General features: G+C 39.0%; 15 protein-coding genes. 4 read left to right on the top strand and 11 right to left on the bottom strand.

Going from position 1 to position 13,416, the window contains the following annotated elements; translation table 11 throughout:
- Positions 1-16: 16 nt before the first annotated feature.
- The 3 genes from AAEU30_RS03010 to AAEU30_RS03000 form a co-directional block, all read right to left on the bottom strand.
- Entirely contained in the window at positions 17-781 is a 765-nt protein-coding gene (locus AAEU30_RS03010) for a substrate-binding periplasmic protein (RefSeq protein ID WP_421959243.1), read from the bottom strand.
- Between the two features lie 14 nt (positions 782-795).
- On the bottom strand, positions 796-1,686 hold the full coding sequence (locus AAEU30_RS03005; protein WP_421959242.1) for a dienelactone hydrolase family protein: 891 nt from the start codon (positions 1,684-1,686) through the stop codon (positions 796-798).
- 142 nt (positions 1,687-1,828) lie between these two features.
- The gene (locus AAEU30_RS03000) at positions 1,829-2,047 is read right to left on the bottom strand and encodes a hypothetical protein (protein ID WP_087531962.1); all 219 of its coding nucleotides are present in this window, start codon (positions 2,045-2,047) and stop codon (positions 1,829-1,831) included.
- 123 nt (positions 2,048-2,170) lie between these two features.
- Between AAEU30_RS03000 and AAEU30_RS02995 the strand changes: the two genes are divergently transcribed.
- Complete coding sequence (locus tag AAEU30_RS02995) at positions 2,171-3,031, top strand: PA4780 family RIO1-like protein kinase (RefSeq protein ID WP_087531963.1); 861 nt, start codon at positions 2,171-2,173, stop codon at positions 3,029-3,031.
- A gap of 1 nt (position 3,032) precedes the next feature.
- On the opposite strand, the gene AAEU30_RS02990 is transcribed toward AAEU30_RS02995, so the two are convergent.
- Positions 3,033-4,259 (bottom strand): TMEM143 family protein, encoded by a 1,227-nt coding sequence (locus AAEU30_RS02990; protein ID WP_421959316.1) that lies wholly within the window; start codon positions 4,257-4,259, stop codon positions 3,033-3,035.
- A 298-nt stretch (positions 4,260-4,557) separates the two neighbouring features.
- On the opposite strand from AAEU30_RS02990, the gene AAEU30_RS02985 reads away from it, so the two are divergent.
- Genes AAEU30_RS02985 through AAEU30_RS02975 form a run of 3 tightly spaced genes read left to right on the top strand, consistent with a single transcriptional unit; the run spans position 4,558 to position 7,534 of the window.
- The gene (locus tag AAEU30_RS02985) at positions 4,558-5,922 is read left to right on the top strand and encodes a L,D-transpeptidase family protein (RefSeq protein WP_421959241.1); all 1,365 of its coding nucleotides are present in this window, start codon (positions 4,558-4,560) and stop codon (positions 5,920-5,922) included.
- Between the two features lie 16 nt (positions 5,923-5,938).
- Entirely contained in the window at positions 5,939-6,934 is a 996-nt protein-coding gene (locus AAEU30_RS02980; RefSeq protein WP_421959240.1) for a D-Ala-D-Ala carboxypeptidase family metallohydrolase, read from the top strand.
- Positions 6,935-6,952: 18 nt separating this feature from the next.
- Complete coding sequence (locus AAEU30_RS02975) at positions 6,953-7,534, top strand: YqaA family protein (RefSeq protein ID WP_421959239.1); 582 nt, start codon at positions 6,953-6,955, stop codon at positions 7,532-7,534.
- 2 nt (positions 7,535-7,536) lie between these two features.
- Here the strand turns inward: AAEU30_RS02975 and AAEU30_RS02970 are convergent, their stop codons facing one another.
- The 7 genes from AAEU30_RS02970 to AAEU30_RS02940 form a co-directional block, all read right to left on the bottom strand.
- Positions 7,537-8,634, bottom strand: coding sequence for a hypothetical protein (locus AAEU30_RS02970; RefSeq protein WP_421959238.1), 1,098 nt, complete (start codon positions 8,632-8,634; stop codon positions 7,537-7,539).
- A 115-nt stretch (positions 8,635-8,749) separates the two neighbouring features.
- A complete protein-coding gene (locus AAEU30_RS02965) occupies positions 8,750-9,223 on the bottom strand; it encodes a PA2404 family protein (protein ID WP_421959237.1) in 474 nt (157 codons plus the stop codon).
- Positions 9,223-10,365, bottom strand: a complete 1,143-nt coding sequence (locus AAEU30_RS02960; protein WP_421959236.1) for a PepSY-associated TM helix domain-containing protein — start codon at positions 10,363-10,365, stop codon at positions 9,223-9,225. The genes AAEU30_RS02965 and AAEU30_RS02960 overlap by 1 nt, the downstream gene beginning before the upstream one ends.
- Before the next feature lie 124 nt (positions 10,366-10,489).
- Positions 10,490-11,314 carry a mechanosensitive ion channel family protein gene (locus AAEU30_RS02955; protein WP_421959235.1) on the bottom strand — a complete coding sequence of 275 codons (825 nt, stop codon included), beginning with the start codon at positions 11,312-11,314 and terminating at the stop codon, positions 10,490-10,492.
- A gap of 52 nt (positions 11,315-11,366) precedes the next feature.
- Positions 11,367-12,074: an LrgB family protein gene (locus tag AAEU30_RS02950; protein WP_421959234.1), complete on the bottom strand. Its 708-nt coding sequence runs from the start codon at positions 12,072-12,074 to the stop codon at positions 11,367-11,369.
- Entirely contained in the window at positions 12,067-12,453 is a 387-nt protein-coding gene (locus AAEU30_RS02945) for a CidA/LrgA family protein (protein WP_421959233.1), read from the bottom strand. Before AAEU30_RS02945 ends, AAEU30_RS02950 begins: the two co-directional genes overlap by 8 nt.
- A 77-nt stretch (positions 12,454-12,530) precedes the next feature.
- Complete coding sequence (locus tag AAEU30_RS02940; RefSeq protein WP_421959232.1) at positions 12,531-13,322, bottom strand: crotonase/enoyl-CoA hydratase family protein; 792 nt, start codon at positions 13,320-13,322, stop codon at positions 12,531-12,533.
- Between the last annotated feature and the right edge of the window lie 94 nt (positions 13,323-13,416).

Genomic DNA, 13,416 nt, shown 5'->3' with positions numbered 1-13,416 from the left:
ACCGTGAAAAAATTATCTATAGTGAATTAATTGGCAGGTGCCATTTTTCTAATATAGCTTGATGCTGCCCGTTTTGTTTAATAGCCAATAGGGCATGTTCAAGCTTTTTACGGGTCTGCTTATTAAGCTTTTTATTCGCTGCTAAATACAATGTAGAAGGATAGTCAGTTAAATGTAGGTGCTTTTTGATGTCTTTTAAATCGAATCCTGCATGGTTTAGCTCATTTTTTAAAGTGAGTGTGTTTGTTAGTACAAAATCTAAACGTTTTTTAAACAGCATCTGCCACAATTGGATGTAATGGCTAACGAGTACTAAATTATCATTATCTGAAAAGCCTGCATCTCGAAGGTACTGTTCACTGGAGTAACCATTGATAGTACCAACTCGATAGTCTTTAGCTTGTTCTAAATTTTCGATGCTCGGTGTAAAACTATTTAAGCTGATCAAGTAAGCATCGGCAAAGTAAATCGAACCTAACCAGTGAAATAAATCAATACGTTGGTGGTTCTTTAATAACGACATCATTATTATATCAGAATTAACTTCAAGTTCGTGATATGCCCGAGCCATCGGCATAATCTCAAACGTTCCAGCTAACTCAGCTTGTTTTAACACTGCTTTTGATACATCCACTAATGCCCCAACAACCTCACCATTGTCATCAGTGTAATGATAAGGAGGGAGGTCTTCAGCGACAAATGTTAGTGCATGTGCAGTGTTTGTTAAACAACAAAGTAATATAACAGTCGTGACAAGACACTTCCTAAATAGGCTAATCATAGAGCCGTATAAACCTAAACAAGTTTCTGCGTGAAAAACGTTAATGTGCGTTGCCAAGCAAGCTCTGCGTTCTTTTCATCATACCGGCCTGTAGAGTCATTATGAAAACCATGATGTGCACCTGGGTACATATGCATTTGATACGGGACATTATTGGCTTTTAAATCGGTTTCATATTCTGGCCAAGTGGCATTTACACGTTCATCTAACTGGCCAAGTTGGATCATTAGTGGCGCTTTAATATTTTTTCGTAGCTCTTTACTGGCTGGAGTGCCATAGAATGGAACGCCTGCACTTAATAAAGTCGAGTCAACGGCGGCTAAGTAATTGACAATATAACCACCAAAGCAAAAGCCAACCGCCCCGAGTTTGCCATTACTACGAGGGTGTGATTTTAAAAACTGCGCGGCGGCGACAAAATCATTTTGAATTTTTTCTCTGTCCATAGTGCGTTGCATCGCTCTACCTTCATCATCATTACCAGGGTAACCACCTAGCGGATGCAAGGCATCCGGTGCAAAAGCGATAAAGCCAGCTTTCGCTAAACGACGAGCAACGTCTTTAACATAAGGGTTTAATCCGCGGTTTTCATGAATCACTAATACAACAGGAAGTTCACTACTTTGATTCGTTGGTACGACTAAATAACCTTGTCCTTTACTATGGCCTTTTGGTGAGTCAAAGGTTTGATACGTTGCTTTGATATCATCATCATTAAAAGAGACTTGTTCTGCGAGAGCGTAATTTGGAAGCAAAGCTGAAGTTAGCATAGCCATTGAATACCCTAGAGCGGCTAAGCCACCGAGTTTTTTCATAAACGTTCGCCTATCCATCATGCCGTGGGCGTATTCATCATACCAATCAAAGGCTTCTTGAGGGATATGACTCGTTTTTGGCTTATTCATGTTCACTCCTTAAAGTTATGTAGCGCAGTCTATAACAAAATTATTTAGTACAGCACTAACATAGCTGAGCTAATACAAAAAGTATATTAATCTATTGCAAGCATAGAAATAATTGCCGCCAATATTAATGAGTCATATACTTTTAGTTAACTTCTTCTCCTAGGTGCTTAGCAGCTAAGTCATCTAGCTCGGAACATGTATAATCAAATCCAGTGCCATCAAATTGGTAACTTACTTTTACATCTAATCCGCCATTGAGTAGGGTTGTTTTTACTTTCGCAACATGCCAGTCTTTAAGCTCATTTAAAAAGCGATTGGCGATTTGTCCTGACTGAAAACGATAACGTATCTCTGAGTTCATAATTACTCTCGCAGTTGGAAATTTTTACCACGCAGTTTGTGCATTTAGCTTAATTAGTCAAGTTTTTTATAATATTATCAATAGAGCATTTCATCTATAAGCTAAGTACGGTATAAGGGCGGTATGAAAACACCTAAACAAATTTTACCGTTAATCGAAGACGGTATAGTTGATGAAGTCATCAGCCAATTAATGAGTGGTAAAGAAGCCTCAGTCTACGTTGTACGTTGTGGGGAAGCTATCCGCTGTGCAAAGGTATATAAAGATGTTCAGCATCGAAGCTTTAAGCAAGCGGCTAAATACCAAGAAGGCCGAAAAGTTCGCAATAGCCGCCGTGGCCGAGCGATGGAAAAAGGCTCTAAATTTGGTCGTAAAGAGCAAGAAAACGTGTGGCAGAATGCCGAAGTAGATGCGTTATTTACTTTATCAAAAGCGGGCGTAAAAGTGCCGCAACCTTATGGCTGTTATGATGGAGTCCTAATCATGGATCTGGTAACAGACGATGAGGGTGATATTGCTCCACGTTTAAACGATGTCAGCATGACCGAAGAGCAAGCGATTGAAGATCATGCCACTATGGTGCACTACATTCGACTGATGCTATGTGCAGGCATTGTTCATGGTGACTTATCAGAGTTTAATGTGCTGGTGGATAGTTATGGTCCTGTGATTATTGATTTACCTCAGGCGGTTAATGCCGCTGCTAATAATAATGCGCAAGCTATGTTTTTACGAGATGTACGTAACATGCGCCAATACTATGGTCAGTTTGCCCCCGATATTTTAGCTACCCGTTTTGGTGAAGAAATGTGGGCGTTATACCAAGCGGGTGAATTAACACCACAAGTAACTTTGTATGGTGATCCTGAAGAAGATAACACCACCGCAAATGTTGACTCTGTGCTTGATGAAATAAAAGCTGCTTTTGAGCAGATGCAAGAAAATCAAGAGCGAATAAAGGCAGCGCAAGCACCTGATGAGTAAATTAGCTAAACTTAAATAGGTCGTCCCATTGTTTATCAAGGCTCGCTTTAGCTTGATGCAAAGGGATGGCAGTAAAAATCTCATTTTGTTTGTTAACTAACTGCATTTTAGTTAGTTTTTGCAGCGCATCGTTTATTTCAAAATCGAGCAAACAGTTATGTTGTTGCGCAAACCAAGTCTCAATTTTTTCATCTAATTGTGTTGGACTCAGACCCTTCGGTGAGTTGAGTAAAAAGGTATATGCAAGTAGAGCTTCTTTAACGTCTTCTTCTTGTGCAGAGTCAACTAATGTATGAAAGACGCCGGCGTTATTATCTAAATTTTTAAAATATAAGTTATCGGAAAGTGCTTTCATAAAGCGAATTTTCCGATTTTTAAATTTACTCCATTCTTTAAATATAAAGCCACCAAAAACCCCCATGCCAATTGCAAAAGTAATAAAATGTTGTTGGCCCATATGAACTTCTTCGCTGCGCCAACCAAGCCAAAAAGAGAATAGTGCAGCTAGTAATACAATTGAAGCCCCTAATTTAGTTACCAGTACCACAGCACCACCAACCAATGCTGAAGAGGCGATAACAGCCTTGTCGATGGGGCGCATTTTTACTTCACTGTTTGGAAAGAGCATTTCTAAATCAGCTTTTGGTACATTCTGGAATAACTTTACAATGGTAGAATTTGGCTCATATCCTAGTGGTTGTTTGTTTTTAGCGGCAAAGTAATCAGCATCTTTAAAGCGAATAAATACGGCTACTCGGTCGTAATTAGTAAACTGCAGAGGTTTTTTTCTCATTCCCCACCACGATGTTAAAACTTCGGTTTTTTGTGATTCACCCCGTCGATAGAAAACGACTTCTGCAAAATCATCGAACTCGACAGCCAAGCGTACTTTAAATAATGACTCTTCATTGAGAGCATCTTGTAAATCATCTTGTGTGATTTTTTCGTAATTAGCCGCATTGAGTATTTGCGCAAACCCTTTGGCAAACTCGCTTTGATGTGCTGCTTTTTGTTCTGTTGTTAGCTGTTTAATTTTTCGAGTGTCGCTGTTTGGATCAAAAGGCGCATAGTGATACTTAAGAGATTCAAGGTGAGTATAATATTGATGATGAATTAAACTCGATAATAGGTGACTAAATTGCTTAAACGACTCAGGCTCAGGGAGTAATTGAGCACATAAATTAATAACATCGTATTTTGTAAAAGGGATAAATCTATCGTAAGGCATATTATTTTTTTTCACCTATTTATCTATCTTGCGATAGTAAGAAATTCTGCAATAGAATGCGACCTAAATTTAGGGTGAACACCTTGGCATATTTACACATAAGAGTATCGACTTTACATTTTATATTAAACATACAATCCAGAGTTAGCTGTTACTTTTTAATGTAAGTTTATGATATTAAATATTTTAAATTCTATTCTTGTTACTGGCACCTGTATTGCAACTTGTTGTGTACGTAATAGCTCTTAAAGGATTTATTTTGAGCTTGGCATATCAATTAATGTGATAGGTGAATGTAATGAGGTTAATCAGGCAAGATAAAAGTAGTCGCTCCACTTTATTAACAGCAAAGAAAGCACTTGTTCAAGGCGCTGTATTTGCAAGTTGCATTGTTGGCTTTAATGCATCTTTGTTATCTGCTAAAACATCGGCGGGTATAACACAAGAGCACAGTGCACAGCATGCGACTAGTTTATCTGAACCTGTCTATTTAGATCCTAATTCCACACAGCTTATTGAGAAAATGAAGAATGTGATTAGCTGGCATCGTGAGCTGGTTAATCAAGGGGGCTGGCAAAATTTAAGTCTTGATGAAGTTCTTGAGTTTGGTAGTAAAGGACCCGCGGTTGCAGCGTTAGCAAATAGATTAATTCAAGGCGGAGATCTGACTCACACTAGCTGTATTAGCTATTCAACACTTAGTCAGGCTAAAGCGATAGAGCCCTGTATTTTTGATTTAAATATTGAACAAGCCGTGAAAAGTTTTCAGCAACGTCATGGATTATCAGTCGATGGGGTTGTAGGAAAAAAGACCCTGCGCGAATTAAACATACCAGCGAAAAAACGTTACGCGCAACTATTACTTAACTTTCAACGCATGACTCAGTTTTCGGGGTTAACTAACGAAGAATATGTATTGGTGAATATTCCCGAGTTTAAACTGCGTTACATAAACAAAGGTAACGTCATTTTAAAAAACCGTGTCGTTGTAGGTAAACCAAGTTGGAAAACTCCCGCATTTAGTGACCAAATAGAAAAGTTTGTTGTTAATCCAACTTGGCGCATACCGCTTTCAATTGCAACAAGGGAAATCGCACCTAAAGTTGCTGATGATCCTGATTATTTAGCGAAGAAAAATATTGAAATCAGAGAGAGCAGTTATATTGATAAAAATATAATTCCCGCTGATGAAATCAATTGGGATGAGATCGCGCCATACCAGTTTAAGCACTTTTTAGTAAAACGTGCAGGCAAAGATAATCCTCTAGGGGAAATAAAATACTTATTTCCTAATGTGAACGCCATCTATATTCACGACACGCCGGCCAAAAATTGGTTCAAACAAACTAAGCGTGCGGCTTCACATGGGTGTATTCGTATGGAGCAACCCTTTTCCTTAGCTAAGGCGATTATTGAAAAGCAAGGATTAGATGTTTTTAATGATGTAAATCAGGCGAGAGATGCAGATCAAACACGTACATTTCATTTGAAAAAGCCTGTGCCAATCCACTTAGTTTATTGGACTGCGTGGGTTGATGAAACCGATACTGTCAATTTTAGAACTGATGTTTATAACAGAGATAAGAACTTACACTTGCTTGAGTCGCAAGAAGCAATGATTGCGGCTAATTACTCGGTGGATAAACGTGCAGTCACGCCTTAGTATAGTTGGAGGAGTTATGAAGTATTTTTATGTATTCACCTGGCTGTGTTTCGGGTTTTTACTGCCGAATTATGTGATTGCGCAAGCTAAAAGTAATCATGAGGCGGTTGTTATTAAAAATACAGATGCCTTACCTGATGCAGAATTTAGCCTAAAAATAAACGACATTGTTGTGCCTTATAGTGTGTTTTCAGTATTTGTATTACCAAGCGAAAATGTAGAATTTGAAGTGCTTTATTCTCAATCACAAAAGGGCTATGTGTTAAGGCAAGTAGACAAACAACTCAAGGCGACATCAACGAATCGTTGGGTATGGCAAGCCCCTAAAAAGCCAGGCTATTATAAGTTGGTCATAGAATCGAGAGACGGCCAGCAGCAGATGCAAATTAATGCGTTTGTTAAAGTACCATCAGAGCAAGTGGAAGGCGGGAAACTAAAATATTTTCATATTGGTCACTACCCCAATGAGACTGAGCTTGAAGGTAAAGATCACTACATTGTACCTGATGGCTACATAGAGGTAACACAACAAAATCAGAATGTTCTTGTGTCACCACATTTCAGGTTAAAAGAGTTTATAAGTAAACAGCGAAGCAAGTTTCCTAAGTATGTGTATTTGCAAGGAGCATTGTTACTCAAATTAGAAAAGATAAGGAAAGAACTGGAACTTGAAGGGCATCCTGTGTCAAATATGGTTGTCATGAGCGGATACCGTACGCCTTATTACAATAAAGCAATTGGAAACGTAAAATTCAGCCGACACGTATTTGGTGATGCCGCAGACATATTTGTTGATAATGATGGTAATTACCGAATGGACGATCTTAATCGTGATGGTAAATTAACCATAGCGGACGCTGATGTGATGGCGAGCATCGTAGAGTCTTTAAACAAACGGGATTCTTTTAAAGGCTTAATAGGCGGGCTCGGTGTATACGGACCAAAGTCGCACCGCGGTGCATTTATACACATAGATACGCGTGGATTTAAGGCGCGTTGGCGCAACCCTTGATCACCGATAAGGATGGACATGTCGTTAACAAAAAATGTGAAACAAAAAACACGCAATTTCATAGACTCCAAGCATATGCTAAGCGGTATTACGGTGGCTTCTTTTTTAGAGTCAACCATAGTGCCTATTCCACTTGAAGCGGTAATGGTGCCACTTATGCAGGCCCGAAGAGAAAAGTTATGGCTTATTGCGTTAATGGCCACGATTGGGTGTATTGTTGGGGCGATTTTTGGCTATGCTATGGGCTATTACCTATTTGATTTGATAGGTGACTGGGTGATTAATTCTTTTTCATCTGCTGAGCAGTTTGAAACGGTCAAGCAAAAAATGCAGGAGCAAGGGTTTTGGTTTGTTATGACCTTAGGCATAGTGCCTATTCCCTTTCAAATTGCCATGCTTGCTGCGGGAGCGACAAAGTACTCGCTAGCTTTGTTTCTTTTAGCGACAACCATTGCACGCTCGATACGCTATTTTGGTTTGGCTTTAGTGGTTTATTATGCGGGTGATAAAGCTGAAAAAGTAATTAAAAAGCACAAAACTAAAGCGTTAATTGGTCTAACCGTAGTGGTGTTAATTGCATGGTGGTTAAGTACTTTGTAAGGCTATTGTTTATTTGGTAGTTGCTCGTTCATATAGCTAGGTACTATTGAGCGCTGCCAAATAGCTTTAAATGCTTTGTTAAATATATATAAAAATAGTAGTGGCATTAAAATGAGTTTCACAACTAACAGAGATAAAAGATTAATAAAATCGATAAATAGCGCCTCTAGTGATGTAACCATCTCAGTAATACCCGATGTTACTGCATCAGCTACTTTACTCACCATATTTCCCGTATTGCCTGCTAATTGATCATTATATAGCTGCACCTGTTGTTGTAATTGCTCTGTTTTAGCATGTAATGCCGCAAGCTGATTATTCAGTTTGGCTTGCTGTTGTTTTAAATCTTGTTGTTGCTTAATAAGTGGCCTAGCTTGTTCAAGCTCTATCATTGTCAGCTTTTGTGTCAGGCTTCGATTAGCTTGAATTGCATCGATACGAGTCCTAAGCTGTTTTAATTGCTCTTGGTTATCTTTAACAATTTTGTTTAATTGGTGCTGCTCAGTGCTGAGCATTGTTAGCTCATCTAATGTTGTTTGTTTTTGGCTTGTAATTTGCGAGCGCATATTTGCGGATAATGCTGAGGTGGCATGTGCTTGATCTGATAGATTGTTGACGGTTTGGCTTACTGCTTTAGTTTGCGTATCAATTTCGTCATCTAAAAACACTTGGCTTGCAAGCCCTGTGGTAATTACCACAAGCGGTATTAAAAAGCGGATCAATACTAAGCTTGCTAACACGTTCGTGCTTAGCTTTTTTAAGTAACCAAAGTAATCACACACAACATAGCATGCAACACTTAAGGTAAATAGGGCACTAAAAAGTACTCCCGAGGCAATGCTAAATAAAATCCGCTGTATAAATAAAGAGCCTAAAGCCAGACGCATCGCATCTGACATATATTCAGCTAAATCATTCACAGGGTCGAGCAATTGCGCAGGTTGAATACTGGCTATACCTATACCTACTTCAGCGGATTGTAATAGCGATATAATGGCATTTACAGAGCGAGATGAGGCATACAGAATACCTGACTGTAATAGAGCTTGATCAATGAAGTCGAGAATAAAGTTCTGAAAATGAGGTAACCAAGCTAGCAAAACTAGGCTACTTAGCAATATATACTTAATGACTTGGTGCGAAGTAAAAGGCAAGCTAACCTCAAATAAATAGCTAGGTGTTATTCACTATAAAGCGAACAACACCTATTGCCAATTATTTATCACCAATGAGCTGTTTTGGGATGTCCCAACTGTGTTGGAGTAATTCATTCTGCCAAGTTTGAATGGTTACCCAAAGTTTATCATTTTGGCCAATAGTGGCGGGAGCAATCGCATGAGCATGCTGACCATGGTCTGTACCATGCATTATGCCTTCATCACTTTTAGCAAATTTACTTAATGGGAGTGGAGCAGGGCCAATATTTAAGTACGCTTGGCGGATATTGCTAATGTCACCTTGGTTAAACGCTAGATAGAAGTCTTTCACATACTCGTTGTGATGAGAGTATGGCTGTTCCATATTCAATGGCATTGGAGCTATTTTATACTCACCTACGGTGTGCTCTTGCCATAAATCAGGGAAGGTTGGGTTTAAAGCTTGATAAATAAACACACAAGGTAGTATTAAAACCAGGGCATTGAGTAAGTATTTTTTTTGTTGCCACCAAGTGCTTTGTAAACGCGCCATTAGTTTGCCTCCGCGGTATTGCTGATGGTTGCTGAACTAGGCTTTTTAGCTTTAACTAGTTTTTTTGAGTACATCATAAAACCTGTAATTGACATGCCACTTAAAATAACACCAAAAATAAACCAAATTATTTTCGTCCAAATACCGCCAATCGTGCCGTAATGTAGAGGATCTGCAATGTGAGATAATGTTTGTAAAGTGGTCATTGTTTCAGGGCTCTTGCTTGTGGCTATCTCACCTGACCATGGATTTACTGAGGTAGAATATGAGTAACCATCGTAAAAAATCGTATTACCCGCACCCATGATGTTGTACATACCGCGATTGTGTTCAGGCAGCATGATATAAGTAGGAGTAAAATCGCCAAATTTATTTTTAGTCAAGGTAACAGCACTATCTAAACTAATAGGTTGAGTGTTTTTAGAGCTGGGTAATTGAGCTTCGCTTACTAAAGGCGCATGCTCTTCAATATCAATTTCGTTATGCCACATAATTGATTGAGCCAAGTACCAAAGCCCAGTTAAACTCATGATTGCCATAAACCAAATGGACCATACGCCACTGACAGTGTGCAAATCTTTTAATAAAGTTTTACGACCTTGATTGAAGCGAATTTTAGGTTGGACAAAGGCGCGCCAGAAGCTTTTATAAATAATTAAGCCAGTGATTAACGCCCCTAGAATAACGATTGCCATAGCACTAACAAGGTAATAGCCAACGCTGTAACCTTCTTGCCAAGGGAAATATAGCCACCCATGCAACGTGCGCATAAACTCAATAAAAGAAGTGGTTTGGTTTATTGCTTGTACTTCGCCTGTGTATTGGTTTACATAAGCTGTAGCGTAGGGTTTATCTGTATCAGTAAAAATAAGTGCGTTTACTAAATAAGGTTCATAGCTAACAACACTCATTACATCAGCTGTGGGGTGCTGAGCTTTTAAGTTGTCGATAAGTGTTTGTTTAGACTTCTCTGGCAAGTTGTTAGGGTTGCTAGCGCGTGCCTCAGAGTTTGTAAGCCAGGTTAACTCATGACTGATCACCGAAATTGTGCCAGTTATACAAATAAAACAAAATAAAACCCAAATAGGCAGTGAAAACCAGCCATGTAACTGAAACCAAAATCGCTGGCTTATTTTTGCCATGTTAACCTCTGATGTTAATAGTAAGAATTCTCAATGTATTTTACGATTGTACTATTAAAGACATAAGGAACTCAATTAGCTTAGCCACATGTTCCTTATACAGGGGGAGATTTGTTTTAAATACCTATTCTTTATTAAAAGTAACCACTCGCTGAGGAAATGGGATTTCAATATCTGCGCCTTGGATTGCGTTATAAACACCACCGTTAACAGCGAGCTTAGTTTCAATAATTTTAGTTGTCGGTACCCAATAGCGATAACTAATCGTCACGCCACTATCTGCGAATCGCTCTATACCGACTTGTGAGTGGGGATCATCGGCGACGAGTTCATGCTCTTTTAACACGTCTTCAATCAAGTCTATTGCTTGCTCTGCACTGGCGTTATACGCAATGTCTATTTCACCTTTTACCAGTGAATAGTTAAATGAGTTATGTAAAATTTCACCAACGATATGCTTGTTTGGAATAGTAATTTCAACTTTTTCTTCGTTGATAAGTACCGTATGACCAAGCTCTATGGTTTTTACTTGGCCACTGACATTTTTAACTTCGATAGTGTCGCCAACAATAAAAGGTCGCGTAGCTATAATAGCAAGGCCAGCGCCATAATTTGACAGCATGCCTTGCAATGCTAAACCAGCACCGAGCGAAGCGGCACCAATAGCTGCAACAAACGGGGTAACACTGATGCCTATTTTACCCAGTGCGATAATTATAAACATGATGATTAATAGAACTTTGACAACGTTACTGACAAAGTTAGTGAGTGTGACATCGATGTTATTGCGGGACATGATCCCCGCAACCACCTTTGACAGCTTTTGCGCTATCCACAGCCCAAATATTAATATCAGTAGTGCACCAACAAGCTGCATACTGTACTTAACTAAATACTCACTAATCATTGTGTAATATTTTTCGACTTGTTCTATTTCTGTGCTGATCATCTAAAGTCCATGAAGTGATAATTAAAAAACGCTGTAACCAAATGGATGTGTATCATAGCAGAGCTTGATACAAAAATGGATAAAGCCAAGGCACTATAAGTGCAGTTAAGAGGGCGCTTAATGCCATTGCTACAGATGCATAGGCACCAGCTGTAACATTTTCGTTTAACACAGCGGCTGTGCCAATTGCATGGCAGGCTGTGCCAATTGCGACACCTTGCGCTTGGTGATTAGATATACCAATAAAGCGCAAAAATAACACGCCAAATAAAGCACCTAATACACCAATAAAAATTACCATTGCTGCAGCTAAAGAGGGCACGCCACCGAGCGAATCAGTCACCAATAAGGTGATAGGTGTTGTTACTGACAGAGCAGCCACTGAAGCAGCCAGTTCTTTTGGGGCTGCAAAGAAGGCACCTAGAAGAGTGCCCACCAAGGTTGCATTTATAATCCCAACAGTACAACTTAGTAAGATTAAGATCGCATTTTTACGAATATGTACAAACTGTTGATATAAAGGAACGGCAAGCGCAACAATTGCAGGCTCTAACAACCAGCTTAGTATTTGTGTATGCTGATAAAGTTGTCTATAAGGTAATTTAAAAAGTACTAATAGGGCGGCTATAATTGTAATTGCGAGGAAAACAGGGTTGGTTAGTGATTTTATAATTGAGTTATGACTTAAGCTATTTAACCGCTTAAGTATAATGAATAAGCCAACCACCACAAAAGAGCTTAACCACCAATAATTAATCATGCTGCGCACGACCTTTGTAATAACCAATTATGTGGCTTATCAATAATAGGCTTGTTAACGGGATGAGAATTAAAGTTGCTGTAATAAATTGCCAGTATTGCTGTATTAACCCTAAGTGTTCAATAAATCCAACCCCAGCGGGGATGAAGAACAATGGCATAAAATTTAATAGAGGTGATGCAAAGGGGGTAACTTGGGCCTCTTTTATTATGCCTGACAAGAGCAAAGTAACTAAAAGTAGCATACCTAGTATGGGAGCTGGAAAGCTGCCGCCAATAAAGTGCATAGCCAACTTAGCTATTAGCAAGCAGCCCAAAATAATGCCACAACTGACTACAAGCTGGGAGCTTGTTTGCAAGAATAACTTTAACTTTGTCATAGTAGGCTCTGTAATAATTTAAGATTTTATAACACTATAATTAATCATATTCGGTGACTTTTTACTATGCGACATATTTACCAGCGTTTTGAGTCTGAGTATTCAATGCTCTCGTCACCTTTTGCTTTAGCAATTGCTTTTTTTGTATTTTTATTGAGTAATAGTCGAATTTGGCTAAACGTTTCTTTCGCCAGAATTTTTCGTCTAGGAGTTGCGTAACTTTGCTGAGTAACCCGTTTAATTGCTGCTAATGTGTCAGGTGAACGAGTCATTAAGGTATCAATCATAGCTAAACAAGCCTTTAGCGGCTCATTGCTAACCTCTGTTATTAACCCTAGTTGCTGGGCAGTCTTTGCATCAATTGCGGATGCGTGACTGGCAAGCCATTGCGCTTTATCTTTTTGCATTAAACTAGGCAGCACAACATTCGCTCCCATGTCTGGGCATAAGCCCCAGCGCGCTTCCATAATCGCTAACTTAGCACCTTCATGTGCAATTCTATAATCTGCACCTAAAGCTATTTGTAGACCACCACCAAAACAGTTACCTTGAATTACAGCAAATACAGGGATACTTAAAGACTGCCAACCTAACACAACTTGCTGAGCTAAATTACAGTTGCCTGGCAACCACTTGAATAACAAGCTAATAATATTCATTGGGTTTTTCATCACCGCGGCAACATCAAGGCCAGCACAAAAATGAGCACCTTCACCCTGAATAATTACTGCACGAATTGAGCTATCTTTTTTAATTTGTTTAATCACTGAAGCCAGTTGTTTAAACATAATAAAATTGAGTGCGTTTTGTTTTTCTTCGCGGGTAAAAGTTACGAAAGCGATGTGTTGTTGTTTTTCAAGCTTTACCATGTTAACTGCTCTGACCTGTTTTAACTTAGCTTACGAATTAAAAAGTATGATGTAAAGCGATGCTTTTTAATTTAAAAAATATACACCTATTTGT

This window comes from Pseudoalteromonas mucoides, from assembly GCF_049257175.1.
Classification (GTDB): domain Bacteria; phylum Pseudomonadota; class Gammaproteobacteria; order Enterobacterales; family Alteromonadaceae; genus Pseudoalteromonas.
Note: the sequence above shows the minus strand (reverse complement) of the source record. Positions and strands in the feature narration are given on the sequence as shown.